The sequence below is a fragment of the Xanthobacter agilis genome, from assembly GCF_021730435.1.
GTDB lineage: Bacteria > Pseudomonadota > Alphaproteobacteria > Rhizobiales > Xanthobacteraceae > Xanthobacter > Xanthobacter agilis.
Map to the genome: position 1 here is coordinate 26,094 of NZ_JABWGX010000013.1, position 14,346 is coordinate 40,439.

The 14,346-nt window shown below is 63.4% G+C and carries 10 protein-coding genes; all 10 read left to right on the top strand.

Going from position 1 to position 14,346, the window contains the following annotated elements; genetic code table 11:
• Positions 1-59: 59 nt before the first annotated feature.
• The 10 genes from HUW53_RS11010 (at position 60) to HUW53_RS11050 (ending at position 14,344) form a co-directional block, all read left to right on the top strand.
• Complete coding sequence (locus HUW53_RS11010) at positions 60-1,229, top strand: baseplate J/gp47 family protein (protein WP_237345812.1); 1,170 nt, start codon at positions 60-62, stop codon at positions 1,227-1,229.
• Positions 1,229-8,053, top strand: coding sequence for a DUF2612 domain-containing protein (locus HUW53_RS11015; protein ID WP_237345813.1), 6,825 nt, complete (start codon positions 1,229-1,231; stop codon positions 8,051-8,053). Before HUW53_RS11010 ends, HUW53_RS11015 begins: the two co-directional genes overlap by 1 nt.
• Positions 8,054-8,061: 8 nt before the next feature.
• Positions 8,062-8,355 carry a hypothetical protein gene (locus HUW53_RS11020; RefSeq protein WP_237345814.1) on the top strand — a complete coding sequence of 98 codons (294 nt, stop codon included), beginning with the start codon at positions 8,062-8,064 and terminating at the stop codon, positions 8,353-8,355.
• A 57-nt stretch (positions 8,356-8,412) separates the two neighbouring features.
• Positions 8,413-9,693, top strand: coding sequence for a glycine-rich domain-containing protein (locus HUW53_RS11025; protein WP_237345815.1), 1,281 nt, complete (start codon positions 8,413-8,415; stop codon positions 9,691-9,693).
• A 2-nt stretch (positions 9,694-9,695) separates the two neighbouring features.
• Positions 9,696-10,208: a DUF4376 domain-containing protein gene (locus HUW53_RS11030; RefSeq protein ID WP_237345816.1), complete on the top strand. Its 513-nt coding sequence runs from the start codon at positions 9,696-9,698 to the stop codon at positions 10,206-10,208.
• Positions 10,209-10,217: 9 nt separating this feature from the next.
• Positions 10,218-10,475 carry a spike base protein, RCAP_Rcc01079 family gene (locus tag HUW53_RS22085; protein WP_419836126.1) on the top strand — a complete coding sequence of 86 codons (258 nt, stop codon included), beginning with the start codon at positions 10,218-10,220 and terminating at the stop codon, positions 10,473-10,475.
• A gap of 51 nt (positions 10,476-10,526) precedes the next feature.
• Complete coding sequence (locus HUW53_RS11035) at positions 10,527-12,779, top strand: glycoside hydrolase family 44 protein (RefSeq protein ID WP_237345817.1); 2,253 nt, start codon at positions 10,527-10,529, stop codon at positions 12,777-12,779.
• A 63-nt stretch (positions 12,780-12,842) separates the two neighbouring features.
• The gene (locus HUW53_RS11040) at positions 12,843-13,649 is read left to right on the top strand and encodes a peptidoglycan-binding protein (protein ID WP_237345818.1); all 807 of its coding nucleotides are present in this window, start codon (positions 12,843-12,845) and stop codon (positions 13,647-13,649) included.
• Between the two features lie 60 nt (positions 13,650-13,709).
• Positions 13,710-14,024: a Pam3-gp28 family putative phage holin gene (locus HUW53_RS11045; RefSeq protein ID WP_237345819.1), complete on the top strand. Its 315-nt coding sequence runs from the start codon at positions 13,710-13,712 to the stop codon at positions 14,022-14,024.
• Positions 14,024-14,344 (top strand): hypothetical protein, encoded by a 321-nt coding sequence (locus HUW53_RS11050; RefSeq protein ID WP_237345820.1) that lies wholly within the window; start codon positions 14,024-14,026, stop codon positions 14,342-14,344. The genes HUW53_RS11045 and HUW53_RS11050 overlap by 1 nt, the downstream gene beginning before the upstream one ends.
• Positions 14,345-14,346 lie beyond the last annotated feature (2 nt).

The following is a 14,346-nucleotide window of genomic DNA, read 5'->3' on the forward strand; positions in this document are numbered from 1 at the left end:
TCTCTTCCTTTGGTCTTCTTGGGCTGGCTCACGCCGGCCCGCTTGCGTTTGGAGCGACGATGGCGATCACCTGCACCATCGACTCGACCGGCATCACCGCGCCCACTTTGACTGAAATCCGGGCGTGGCTGGTCGAGCAATACCGGTCCATCTATGGGTCCGACATCTATCTTGGCTCGGATTCCCAAGACGGGCAGTGGATCGGCATCCTCGCGACCGCGTTGCATGATGCAAATGCCATGTGCGTGTCCGCTTACGAGGCATTTTCCCCTGCGACGGCACAGGGTGAAGGCTTGGCCCGCATGGTCAAGATCAACGGGATCACCAAGCAATCGGCCTCGAAATCATCGGTTGATCTTCTCCTCGGTGGGACAGTCGGAACTATCATCTCGAACGGCTATGCGACCGACGACGCCGGCACCAAGTGGATGCTGCCCACGACGGTCACCATCCCCTCGTCCGCACAGATCACGGTGACGGCCACGGCTTCGGAAGCTGGCGCCATTTCAGCAGCCGCGAAGACCATCACCACGATTGGCACGCCGACCCGTGGTTGGCAGACCGTCACCAATCCGACAGCCGCCGACAAGGGGGATGCGGTCGAGACTGACGCGGCGTTGCGGCGCCGGCAGGCGACATCCACCGAAATCCCATCCAAGACCGTGTTCCGGGGCCTGATTGGGGCGATCGCAGATCTCGACGGAGTCTCCCGCTACGGGGGGATCGAGAACGACGGGGATGGAGAAGATACCAACGGCATCCCCGGTCATTCCATCGCTGTCGTGGTGGAGGGCGGGGTGTCTCAAGACGTCGCGGACACGATCTACGCCAAGAAAGGGCCGGGCTGCGGCACTTATGGCACGACTGCCATGACCGTTACGGACATTTACGGTGTTCCGCACCGGGTGGAGTTCTCCAGGCCGTCCTATGTAACGGTAAAGGTTTCCCTCCATATTATAGCGCTTTCTGGATATTCGAGCGCTATCGCCGGCAAGATCCGGTCCGCGATTGTCAGCTACATCACGGGGTTGGATTTCGGTGCTGAGGTGTATATCGCGCGTCTCTACGTTCCGGCCAACCTTTCAAACACCAGCAATGGCGAGACTTTCGAAATCACATCTCTGAGGATCTCCCGCGCGGGTGGGACCCTCGGCACGGACAGTTTGTCCATGGCGTTCGACGAGGCGCCGACCTGCACCACCTCCGATATCGCGATCACGGTGAGCTGATGTCCGACGCCCCCTTCACGACCTCGGATTACTCCGGCCTCATCACGTCGGAGCATCGGGGAAAGAGCAAATTCGTCGCGACTGTTGAAGCGACCGTTGAGCCCGCTGTTCAGGCTCAATCGTTCCTCCAGACGCTCCCGGAAGCGTTCGATCTCGACACCGCGGTCGGGGTGCAGCTTGACGCGGTCGGAGCCTGGGTGGGCGTGTCGCGCACCATCTCCACCTGCCTGATCTCGGTGTGGTTTTCGTTCGACTCCGAGGGCCTTGGTTTCGACCAGGGCATTTGGAAGCAGGATACGGACCCGGAGACCGGCCTCTATGAGCTGGATGACGACACCTACCGGGCTTTGATCCGGCTCAAGATCAAGGTCAACACCTGGGACGGGACCATCGGGACCGCGCGCGCCGCGATCCTCGACTTCTACGGCACGACGGACAGCTTCCCCTTCATCCTGGACAACCAGGACATGAGCATGGTCGTGTGCATTTCCGGCGCCCGGCCGATCATGGTCATGTTCTCGATTTATGCCGGCCGCTACGTGGAGTTCAAGCCGGCCGGCGTGACCCTGCATACGGTCGTTCCCTCGATCGAGTACACCCCTGCTTTCGGGTATGATGCCAGCAGCTCCTATGTGGGCGGCCTGGACGCGGGGTCCTGGGTGGTGGACGCGGACAGCGTCCTGTGCGTGGACGACGCCGAATACGAAGTCCTGCTCGACCGCTTCGCCCCGGCCTATTGGACCATCGACCTGCCCTTGACGGCATCGGCCGCCCTCATCACCACCAGCACCTATGGGATGACGCTCTACGCCACCCTGCGGTCGTATTCCGACCTTGTGGGGCTGAAGTGGGCTTCAGAGGACAAATGGAGCCACAGGGGCCTCGGCTATTACACCTCTCCCAATTACACAGGCTGCATCCTCGATTTCGATTTCACATTGACTGGCCTTGATGGGTCGACCAGTGGCAGCAAGTCGAGCGCGGCGGGCCTGACCATGACCGTCACCGATGATGATGGCGATGTCTATTACATCCGCCTTGCCAATTACTTGACATCCGGGACGATCAACGCGGGCCATATCCGGATCGATTTTTCAGGCGCTCCAGTTCTCGGTGGATTTGACCCGGACGATGCGGCGCAGCGCGTCATCATCCCCTGGCACCGGATTACGGAGTTTTCCGTGGGCTTCGCCCCCGATGCCTATGACAAGGACAGCACTGCCCCTCTCTCCGAGAAGATTGATGTGGTCTTCACCGTCACCAACATGAGGGTGTCGGGCAAAAACACATCCATGATCCAGCGGCTCCTGGCGACGCCGGGCCACGCCGTGCGCATGTGCGATGGTGGAGACGACGCTTATCCCCTGACCCCCGAGCGGATTGTCACGGGTCTGCTCCAACTCGGTTATTCCGGCCAATATGTCATCTATATCGGCGCGTCGCATCTCCACGAACTGACCTGGGACGACACTGCGGAATCCTTCCTGGTGGATCCATCTCACCCGGTCTCAACGCCGGTGCGCATGTGGTACCGCGACCTGTTCGAGCGGCTCGTAGAGGCCGGGTATGACCCGGTGATCTCGCAGTCCTATGAGATTTTTGCGGCCATGTGCCCGGTGGAGTGGCAGCAAAAGGACTACACCGGCGCCGGCGCACGCACGGGCTGGGAACCGCCGTCCACGCTGATCGCCCCGACCGTCTCCGACGCCATGAATTACTTGAAATCCGTGGCCTTGTGGATGTGCGCGGCGCTGAACAATGCCGGGGGTTCCGTGCGCTATCAGGTGGGCGAGCCGTGGTGGTGGGACGGCACTTACACCGATGGCGGGCCGTGCATCTACGACGAGACCACGACCGCGCTCTATGTGAGTGAGACCGGGAATGCGGTCCCCACGCCCTACCTCCAGAGCATCTATGGGTCTGTTGGCGTGCATGGGGACTATCTGGATTGGCTCGCTGAGAAGCTCGGAGATTCGACCCTCTGGCTGAGGGACCAGGTCAAGGCGGTTCACAGCTCCGCGACCTGCTACGTGCTCCTGTTCACGCCGCAGATCCTCGCGCCCACCTCGGAAATTGTCACCCGTCTGAACTTCCCCATTTCCTCTTGGATTTACCCCGCGTGGGATGTCTTGCAGCTTGAGGATTACGATTGGGTCATCGACGGAGATTGGGAGAACCATTCCCGGACTTTGTCCGCTGGCACCGGGGACCTCAACTACCCCCTGGACAAGATTCAGTATTTCGGCGGGTTCAACCTTTTGGCCTCCACCGCTTCGACCGTGTGGCCACGCATCAATATGGTCATCAACGAGGCCCTGGGGTGGGGTATCCAAGACGTGTGTGTGTGGGCGAGACCCCAGGTCTGGCGTGATGGGTGGATTCCGATTTCCGGCCGGCTGATCGGAGCGCTCGGGGACAGCAGCGATGCCGGCCCGGACCCCATCACCTGGGTTTTCCCGACAGACCTGGAGATGGTCGCGAACTCGTGGGGCGATGTCGTCCTGTCGTTCAACCCGAACCAGAATCCGTCTGGGCACACCTATACCATAGAAATCATGAACGGGAGCGCGATCAAGCGCACCATCACCGTGTCGAGTCCGACGCGCGTGGATGGCCGCGTGCTCGTGGATTACCCGGTCGAGATGTCCGCCCCGGATTGGGGCTTCCCGCCCACCTATCTGAAGTGGCGGGTGCGGGTGGATGGCGGCACCGTCAAGACCGTGATGAACGACGATGTCCCGGTGGACAATGCGGCAATCGTCAAGAAAGCAATCGCATTCGCCGGTCAGTCCAATGCGCTCGGTCACTTCACGACGCTCTCTGGAGCCAGCGCGCGGCTGGATCTCGTTTCTGCCGCGGATCTTCGCCAAAATGTCGCTGCTCAACTCGGGCTCCGCACCGTCGAGGTCATCCCCGTCCAAATGGCATGGGGGTCAAGTGCTGCTGATAAACTGGCGGACGACGACCCGGCGGACGGAATCAACTATTGGTGGGATGTCGATGGAGGTGTCGCGGGCCCGCGCCTGACGCAGGCTATCGGGATCATCGATGGTCTTGGTGTGCCTCTCGCGGCCATCGTGTGGGCTCAGGGAGAAAACGACGCTTCGGCGATGGATCCGGATGCCAGCCCGCGTACATCCTCCGTGACTCGCTACACCACGGCGACGCGACGGGTTTTCTCTGCGCTCCGATCCGCCGCTTCGAACCCGAACCTGCCGATCTATCTCCAGACCATCGGGCGGGGATGGTGGGGTGATCTGCCTGACGTCCCGGAAGTCGGGGGGGCTTATTACAAGGCGGTCCGCGATGCTCAGGTGGCCATTGCCGTGGCGGACAAGGCGGTGCGCATCGGCACTTGGACGCCGGGGGTGGAGACCATTGACGGCTATGTGCAGGAGACGAGCAACGTCGGCTGGATTCACTATAAGAGCGCAGTCTACCATACCGCCGCAGCCGAACTTGCGGAAGCCATTGCGACACCTCTTGACCGGATCGGGGACCGGCCGGCGTGGACGTTGATCGAGGCGCCATCCGGGTTCGGAGCATCCCGGAAGTCGAACGACGACATAGTGGTATCTTGGTCTTCAGATGTCGGACTTTCCTATGTCGTGCAGAACATGAACGTTCTGACGAATGTTGTCATCAGCACGAGCACGGTCGAGTCGACGGGAGACACCGCCTCATTCCTGTTCAGCGCGGATGAACAGGAAGACGTTTATGACGGGGATCATGCGGGAGCGATTTACGTCCTCGTGTATCAAGTCGTCGGAGGGGTGCAGGGCCCAAGCGCAAAATACTATGCGACGGAGATCATAGATACTCTGGCTCCGACATCCCTATTGATGCAATCAAATTCATGGGGCGATATCGTCTTTTCGTTCGTCCCTGCGGAGAACCCGTCCGGCCGCACTTATTCCGTGCAGATCATGAATGGGAGCGCGATCAAGCGGACCATTTCAGTCACATCTCCGACGCTCGTGTCCGGCCACATCTTGATCGACTATCCTGTTGAGTTGTCTGTCCCGGATTGGGGATGGGCGCCATCCAGTCTGTCCTGGAAAGCTGTCCATGGGAGCCACCTGAACAGCGCATCAGGGGTGCCTGTCCTGAACAACGCGGCGATCGTCAAGAAGACGGTCGGATTTGGCGGGCAATCCCTGGCTTTGGGGCATTTCACCAGCCTCTCAGGGACCGGGGGCCGCAAGGATTTGGTCTCGGCGGGGGCTCTGCGGCGGGCTCTCGCCGCATCTTGGGGATTGCGCGATGTCGAGGTCATCCCAGTCCAAATGGCTTGGGGTTCCGCCGCTGCCGATAAGCTGGCGGACGATGACCCGGTAAGCGGTGTCAACTACTGGTATGACCTCGATGGAGGAACCGCCGGGCCGCGCCTGACACAGGCCGCGGCGATCATCACCGAGCTTGGCGTGCCCTTGGATTACTTCATCTGGGCACAGGGCGAGAACGACGCTTCCGCGATCTATCTTTCGCAGTGGGAGGCTGGGTCGGATGAAAATCCCGATGGGCGCACCTCCACTCTGGCGCGGTACAAGTCGGCGACGCAGGCGATTTTCGCCGGCATTCGCTCGGCCGCCGGCAACGCCAGCCTCCCGATTTACCTTCAGCCAATCCAGCGTGCGTTTTGGAGCCTGTACCCAAATGACACGAACCCGATGGAAGTCATCGGGGACACATATGCCCAAGTCCGGGCGAAACAGTTGGAAATCTCCGCCGCTCAGACCTATACTTATGTTGGAACGTGGTGTCCCGGTGCTGAAAAGTTCTCCGGATATTTCCCGGACAGTGGGGAGAACCCGAACACCGGAACTATGCAGTACCAGTGGCTGCATTTCGATGAGACGACCTATCACGCTACGGCGGCTCAACTGGCAGGGGCCATTTCGACGCCTCTCGATCGGATCGGATCGCCTCCGGAATGGACGCAGACGCCGGCCCCGGTTTTGACTGCCAGCCTCGACGGCTATGATGAAATCGTGACGTGGCCAGGAACAAATGGGGACGATTACGAGGTCATCAACGTCAACATCAACACGAATGAGACCATCGGGACCGAGACCATCACGGTCACTGGTGGCGTGGGGTATTGGGACTTCACCCTTGCGGAACAGCAGGTAATCTATGGTTCCGGATACTCCGGAGTCATTGCCTACATCGTGGCCTACAAGGTGATCGACGATGACGTGCACGGGCTCTCGACATCCCTCATCATCGACCCAAGCACCATGTCCGGCCTGCCGGCGGCGCCCACCGGTTTTTCTGCCGCAATCGGCAGCTCATGGGACGTGGTGGTGAGTTGGGATGCGACGTCTGGCGCCACCTATGAGGTCACGAATTACAATGTGGAGACGGGCGCGGCCATGAGCACGTCCACGGTCGTCGCCAGCAGCAGCACCGCCTCCTGGACCTTCGCGACGGCGGACCAGATCACCGCCTACGGCGCGCCCGGAGGCTATGTCAGTGTCTCCGTCACGCGGATCTATGCCAGCGGCGCCGGGCCGGCGGGGGCCTATAGCTTCGACAGCAGCACGCTTGCCGGGCGGCCCTCCGCACCATCCAGCGTCACGGCGGCATGGGCCGCCGACGGCGCCTGGGATATCGTTGTGTCGTGGGCATCGACTTCGGGGAAGACCTATCGCGTCGTCAACCGCGATGCCTCCACCAATGCGATCATCAGCACGACCGACGTCACCGCCACCGGGACGACCGCCACATGGACGTTCACCGGCGCGGCTCAAGCGGCCCGCTACAGCGGAGCGCATGCGCGGTACATCGTGGCGAGCGTCGCGGAGGTCTGGCGTTCTTATCCCGGCCCGACGTCGTCGCCGACGTCGGATCTTTGGACGCCGCTTCTGGTCGATTCGACCGCGCCGGCCCTATGGTCCGACGCGGTGCGGCAGCAGTCGATCCTCAGCGCCAGCGAGACCACCCACGAGACGCTGTTCCCGCGCTCCGGCGCCGCCAAGACGATCACGCTCTCGGATGGGACATGGGGTACGGCGGCGGCCAATGCGGTCGCCTATGACTATTCGGGGGGCAGGCGGCGGGATGTGCGGGAGGGCGCTGCGACCAATCTGGCGCAGGGAAGCGCGACACAGACCCTCACCGTCACGGCGCAGACCTATACGGTCAGCCTCACCGGCACCGGCTCGGTCATCCTGTCTGGGGCCGCGACCGGCACCCTGACCGGCACCGGCACCAACGACAAGGTTTCTCTCACCGTCACCTGCACCGCCGGATCGCTCACGGTGACGGTCTCCGGGACGGTCACGCGGCTCCAGGTCGAAGCCGGCGGGATCGCCACCAGCTACATCACCACAACGACGGGCGGTGGAGCTGTTACCCGCACGACAGATGTCAATGCCTGGAGCGCTGCAGCCACCGCGTTGGTGTCCACAAACGGGCCGATCACGACCGCGCTTCGCGGGAAGCTCAGTCACGCCACATCGACCACGTCGACGAGCATCCTTAACACCTCAGCAGCCCACATCGCCCGCGTCGAGAGTGCGGGCACGGTGCGCATGTACATGGCGGCGTCGAGTCTGAACTCCGGGCGGAGCATCACGGCGGGCACGACAGCGGAGGAGGGAGTCTGCATGGCCTGGGATACGGCCGGGCGGCGCATCGCCGTCAATGGCAGCACGCCTGTCTCGGACGCGACTGCACCCACAACGACCATTGACACCGTCTATATCGGCACTTCTGTCGGCATGAATACAGGTGAACGCTTCGAGATCGATGAAATCCTGGTCTGGTCCGTCAAGGGCAGCACGAGCGCGGTCCAGGCGCAGGCCCGTGTGTGGGCATGAGGGACGACATGAATACGATCTATCTGCGCTTTCCCGACCGCGCCGAGGCGCTCGCCACGCTCAGCGCCGTGCTCGGCTTCGATGGTGAACAGGACGCGGCGGGGCGCCAGCTCTGGTCGCTCTGCTGGCGCGAAGGCGCGCGCATCGACCTGTGCTTCCTGGCGGATGCCGGCGTGGGGGTTTCGGCGGAAGGCGACCACGTCAATTTGCTGTGCCCTGACGATCAGGCGGATGCGCTAGCGGCGGACCTTGCACCGTATGTGCTGCCGGCGCCTGCGACGCCGGACTGTCGCTTCGCCTGATCTCTTTCCCCTGACACAGCCGCCCGGTGAGGCGGCTTTTCTATGCCTGGAGCAATCATGGCAAATTCAAATCAGTTTTTGGCTTTTGGCACCGCGACCGGGGCCAATGTCCTAGGCCAGAGTGCATATAGCGCCCTCACAGCCCGGTCCACCGGGTTCCAATCCGGCGTTGCGTTGAGCCAGCAGGTCAACAAGACGCTGCGTCAGGCAACAAGCATGACCGCTATGCTTGGAGCATTCATCGCGGCTTATGGTGGCGATGCTCTGGATGATGGAGATCTGACGACGCTCCGCGCAAATTTCGAGGCGGCGCTCGCCTACATCATCGACCAGAATTTGCCCGCTGAAACCGATTTGTCTGGATACCTCCAGAAGGCCGGCGGCGCCATGACCGGCCATTTGCGGGCCGGCGAGGGATTTTGGTCGGATGCCCGCATTTTGACCTCAGGCGCGACGCTCACCACGGACGACGCGGGCCAACTGATCGAGATCACGGCATCCTCCAATGTGATCGTCAATCTCCCGTCCCCGGCATATCCGGGGAATGTCATGTATTTGTGGAACAATTCGGTCGCGAACCACTCGATCAAAACCCCAACAGCAGGGGCTTTCCAGGGGCCCAATCAGAGCGGCGCCGAATCTTTTGCCCTGAAAGCCGGGGCAACCGCGACGATGATTTCGGACGGCTACAATTGGGTGGTGTCGTCGATCACCATCGATGAAACGGCAACGACCGCCGTTGCCCCAAGGCTTTCGTGGTTCACGACGAGCGACACCTACACTCCGCAGGATGGGACGTCCTATGCTTTGGTCATCGCGGCTGGTGGTGGTGGTGGTGGTGGAGACGGCTCTTCTTCCTCCGGGCGAGGGGGTGGCGGTGGAGGCGGTGGGGAATCCGTCATCCGCCTCCTTCCCCTGGCCTCGATATCCTCCGCATCCGTGTCCATCGGGGCCGGGGGCAGCAATTCGGACGGGGATTCCCAAGCCGGGAACGGCGGGACGACCACGTTCGGCAGTTATGTGAGCGCGGCCGGCGGGAGTGGTGGATACGCCGGGACATCCGCAGGTGATTATGGCAGTGCGGGGAACGGGGGGTATTCGTCGGGTGCCGGCACGATCCATCTGAGGGGTGGGACGGGGGCGCAATCGAGCGATGAATCCGGCGGCCCTGGTGGGGGTGGGTTCCTTGGCCTCGGAGGTGGGAAAAGCTCCGGATATTCCTCTGGCACTAATGGGACAAATGGCTTCCGCGGTGGCGGTGGGGGGGGTGGGCATGGCCCCTCCGCGTCGAGTGGTGGAACTGGCGGCTCCGGCTGCTGCATCGTAGTGGAGTGGTGACAATGCCGCAGATCGCGATCATCGAAAACAACGCCGTCAGCAACATTCTGGACGCTGATGACGGTTGGACAACGACCTTCCCTGATGCTGTTCTTGTTGTCGGTAAGGTGAAAATCGGGTATTCTTACAATGGGTCTACATTTGCGGCCCCAGAACCATCACCATCAACATCTTCGGAACTTCTCGCTTATGCGAGTGTGAAGAGGTACCGCGTCGAAACGGGAGGAGCAGAGGTCTTTGGCTTCCCGGTTAAGACCGGGCGAGATGACCGGACCCTGATTTATGAGGCTGAGGCGACCTCGAAAGCTGATTCAGCTTACATCACCACATGGTTTGATGCCGCCGGAGTAGGGCATGAGCTGAATGCTGAAATGGTGATCGCTCTGGCGAACGCCGTGCGCGCTCATGTGGCTGCGTGTTTCTCCACCTATACTTCCGTCATCGCCAGCATCGCGGATGGAACGATCACGACCACCGGCGCCATTGATGCGGCGTTGTGGCCTGAGAATAGCTGAGGAACCGACATGACAGACACTTTCGGACGTTTCTCGCGCGATCCCACCGGCCCGGCGAATTATGCCGCGACCGTGACACCTGACGATGTCTTGGACCTCGACACCCCAACCCGCGCACTATGGGTTGGAACCGCTGGGGATTTGGCCTTGACCATGTGGGGAGGGCAGCAGGTAACGCTTGTAAACGCGAGCGGCCTGCTTCCTGTCTCAGCCTCGCGCGTGTGGGAGAGTGGGACAACCGCAGCGGACATCGTGGCGCTGTGGTAATGATCGGGCTGTCCCTCTCTCTCGCCCCGCCGGGCCGGCACCGCCCCGCCGATGCTCGACGGCACGTCGGGCGTGTTCGCGGCCTACGGCCTGCGCCGGCTCCTGTCGTCTTATTCCGGCCCGCTGGTCCGGGTGCTCCGGTCCTCGGACAGCGCGGAGCAGGATTTTCCGGCAAGCGAAGACGGCTGGATCGATGCCGCCGCCCTCGCCACCTTCGTCGGGGCCGGCGATGGCCATGTGGTCACATGGTACGACCAATCCGGGAGCGGCCGGGATGGGGCGCCGGCCTTCGATTGGGCGCGGCCGATCATCGCCCTGTCCGGGGCGCTTCAGCGTGCGCCCAATGGCCGCCCGTGGCTGAATTTCGATGGCGTCCGCAGCCTGGAACGCACCATCCCGGACGGCGCGACGGGGGCGGATTTCAACACGCTCTGCGCCGTGGCGCGCTTTGACGGAACCGAGGGTGACGCGCCGGCCCTGTCCGTCAACAATATCCGCTACATCGGCGCGGCCGATGGGGTCTTCACCGCCTCCGCCGGTGGGGATGTGGCGGTGACATACAAGGACGGGGGCCGCCTGTCGTCCATCTTCGGCGTCTTCGGCGGCAATTCGCTCTCGCTCACCATCAACGGCGCCAACAAGCGCGGGCCGGCGGGGTTCGGCACCACGGCCAGCAAGATTTACATCGGCAAGGACGATTGGGGGCGGAACTGGACCGGCGGCATCGCTGAAGCCTTCGTGATCGCGCGCGCGCTCACCAACGCGGAGGTCGCGACCCTCACCGCCCGGCACCTGAGCGCCTGGGGCACGGTCGCCGAGGCAGAGACCGCGACCCTCACCCTTGGCACCACGGGCGACCCGATCAGCCCTTATGTCATCGGCTCCAACGAGCACGGGGTGATGGAGACGGCGACGCCGACCTCGGGCTGGGACGCCGGCGCGGGCGTCACCATCCGGCGCCTTGGTGGCGTGATGATGAGCACCTACAATTGGACCGGAAATTTCGACAATTCCGGGATCGAGGCCGGCAATATCAACGGCCGGACCATGGCGGGCCAGCTCGCCCTGACGGGCGCGGCGGCGGAAGCGCCGCACGCGGTCATCGACGCCTTCCACGCCAACAGCCGAGCGCTGGGCGCCAAGAGCATCGTGCAGCTTCCCTTGGTGCCCTATGTGGCGGCGGATGCGGCCGGCGCCGTGAGCACGCAAGAGGCCGCGCCGTCGTCCCGCTGGGTGCCGGTGGTGTGGAGCAGCAGCACGGCCGCGAGCGACCCTGTCAACACCTCCGAGGCGGACATGCCGCACCTCATCCGCCGGCTGATAGCAACCCACGGCACCGCCGGGAGCGGCGGCATCCATGGCTATATGCTCGACAATGAGCCGGGCCTGTGGGAGACGATTCTGCCGCTTACCGTGGGCGCGCACGTCACCATCGCCGACCTCATCGCCCGGTCTATCGCCGCCGCGACGGCCATCAAGTCGATCGATCCGAGCGCCGAGGTCTTCGCCCCCGCGTGTTGGGGCGTGAACGATTTCATCGATCTCACCAGCGCCCCGGACTGGTCCGACTATTCTTCGACCTACGACTGCTTCCTGGCCGCCTTCCTCGCGGCATTTTCGGACGCGTCGATTGCCGCCGGCATCCGCCTGTTGGATGGCCTGGACGTGCATTTCTATCCACAATCTTGGGGTGGCGGACTCTGGGACAGCGCGGACAGTGAGAAAGCCGAATTGCTGTTGCAGGCGCCGCGCACCCTCACCGAGCCCGGTTATGCGGAAGACAGTTGGGTCGCCTACACCCTCGATGCGGCGATGGACGGGGGCCTTGCCCGGCCGCTTATTCCCGCGCTGCGCCGGCTCATCGCCGCCCACTATCCCGGCACCGAGATTTTTGTCTCCGAATGGGAGTTCGGTGGTCCGGGCGCGCTGGTCACGGGCCTCGCCACGGCGGACATGCTCGGGCGGCTGGCGGCGGGCGGCATCAGCTATGCCACCCATTGGGGCGACATCCGGGGGTGGATCGCCCCGGCCTTCCAGCTTTTCCAGCACTTCGGCGACACCGCCGTGGAGGTGGAGAACACCAACCCGGACGCGCTCGCGGCCCATGCCGCCATGGCCGACGAAGCGCTCACGCTGCTACTGGTGAACAAGAGCCGGAAGGGGATCTCGGTGACGCTGCCGGGGGCGGCGACAGGCCTCTACGGATTCGACGCCGTAAATCCGGTTGTCCATGCTCTTACGCCCCCCGCCGGGAACACACTCCCCATGCCGGGGCGCTCCGCCCGGCTTGTGGTTATCGCTTAATCCGCCACCCCACCCCACCCACAGCCGCTCCATATCCGGGGCGGCTTTTTTATTGGAGGCACCATGTCCGCCTATTCCTACTCACAGTGCGAAATCGACTATGAGGAGCGCTGGGCCGCGATGACCATCACTCCCGGACGCCTCTCCGCGATCGATGCCATGGCGCGCAAAATCATCGCCGGCACCCCCCGCTATCAGGCCGCCCAGGCGGCGACCGGCGTGCCGTGGGCTTTCATCGGCGTGCTGCATTCGCGGGAAGCGTCCTGCGATTTTCGCGGCGTGCTCCACAATGGCGAGACCATCCTCGGCACCGGGCGCAAGACCCGGCTCGCACCGGCCGGGCGAGGCCCCTTCTCGACCTGGGAGGAAGCGGCCAAGGACGCCCTGGCGATCAAGGGCTATTCGCCCGGCTCTCTGGTCTGGTCCATCCCCCGCTGCCTCTACGAGGGCGAGCGCTTCAACGGCTTCGGCTATCGCATGCGCGGTGTGCCCAGCGCCTACCTCTGGTCCGGCTCCAACCAGTACACGCGCGGCAAGTACATCGCCGACAGCGTATGGAGTGCGACTGCAGTCGATCAACAGATGGGCATCGCGCCGCTCATGGTGCGCCTGATGCAGCTCGATCCCGGCGTGTCCTTTGGAGCACCGGCCGGAACTGCTCCGGCCTCTGTCGTGGTTGATGACGACAGCATGCAGATCCAGCGCGCGCTGAATGAGGCGGGCGGCTACGGCCTCACGGTTGACGGCGATATCGGCCCCAAGACGCGCGCGGCGATCAAGGATTTCCAGCGGCGCCACGGGCTCAAGAGCGACGGCATCGCCGGCCCCCTGACGCTGGCCAAGCTCACCGAGGCGCTACGCGCCGTCTGACACCCCGTCTCTCGCACCCGGCGCGCCCGGCCGGGTTCTCCTCCTGCTCATGAGGCCCCCATGTCCCTGCTCACCACTGCGATTTCCCAGGCGGTGCAGTCCGCCGCCGACAATCCCTCCGTGCCCCTAGACCCCGCCGCCGCGCCGCAGGTGGCCGCCGCTATCACCGCCGCACTGCCGGCCCCGGCCGCCGTCGAGCCGCTTTGGCCGCAGCTCGCGCGCTACGGCGTCTCCATCCTCGGCTCCATCCTGGTCGGTCGCGGCCTGGTGGCGGAATCGGATTGGCCGGTCATCGCTGGCGCCATCCTCGCGCTCGCTCCCCCGGTCTATCGCTCGCTCACCACATGGGCGGCGCGGCGAAAGGCGGCGGCGTGATGGCGTGGCCTGACCCTGATTCGACCATGTGGGGGGCCAAGCTCTCCACCATCATCGCGGGTGTAGGCGGCGGAATCGTCCGCGCCATCCTGCTGCGTCACGGCTGGGTAAAATCCTGCCTCGGTGTGGTGGTCGGTCTCGTGGCCAGCCTGCAAGGGACACCCATCCTATCGGCTCTCGTCGATCACTATGGCTACGATTATCTGCCGGATGCCGAGGTGGAGTGGCTGCTGTCGTCCCTGCTGGGCATGACCGGTCTCACCATCGCGGAGGTGCTCCTGGCGCGGGTCAAGTCGTTGGCACAGGTCGCGGCGAAATGATC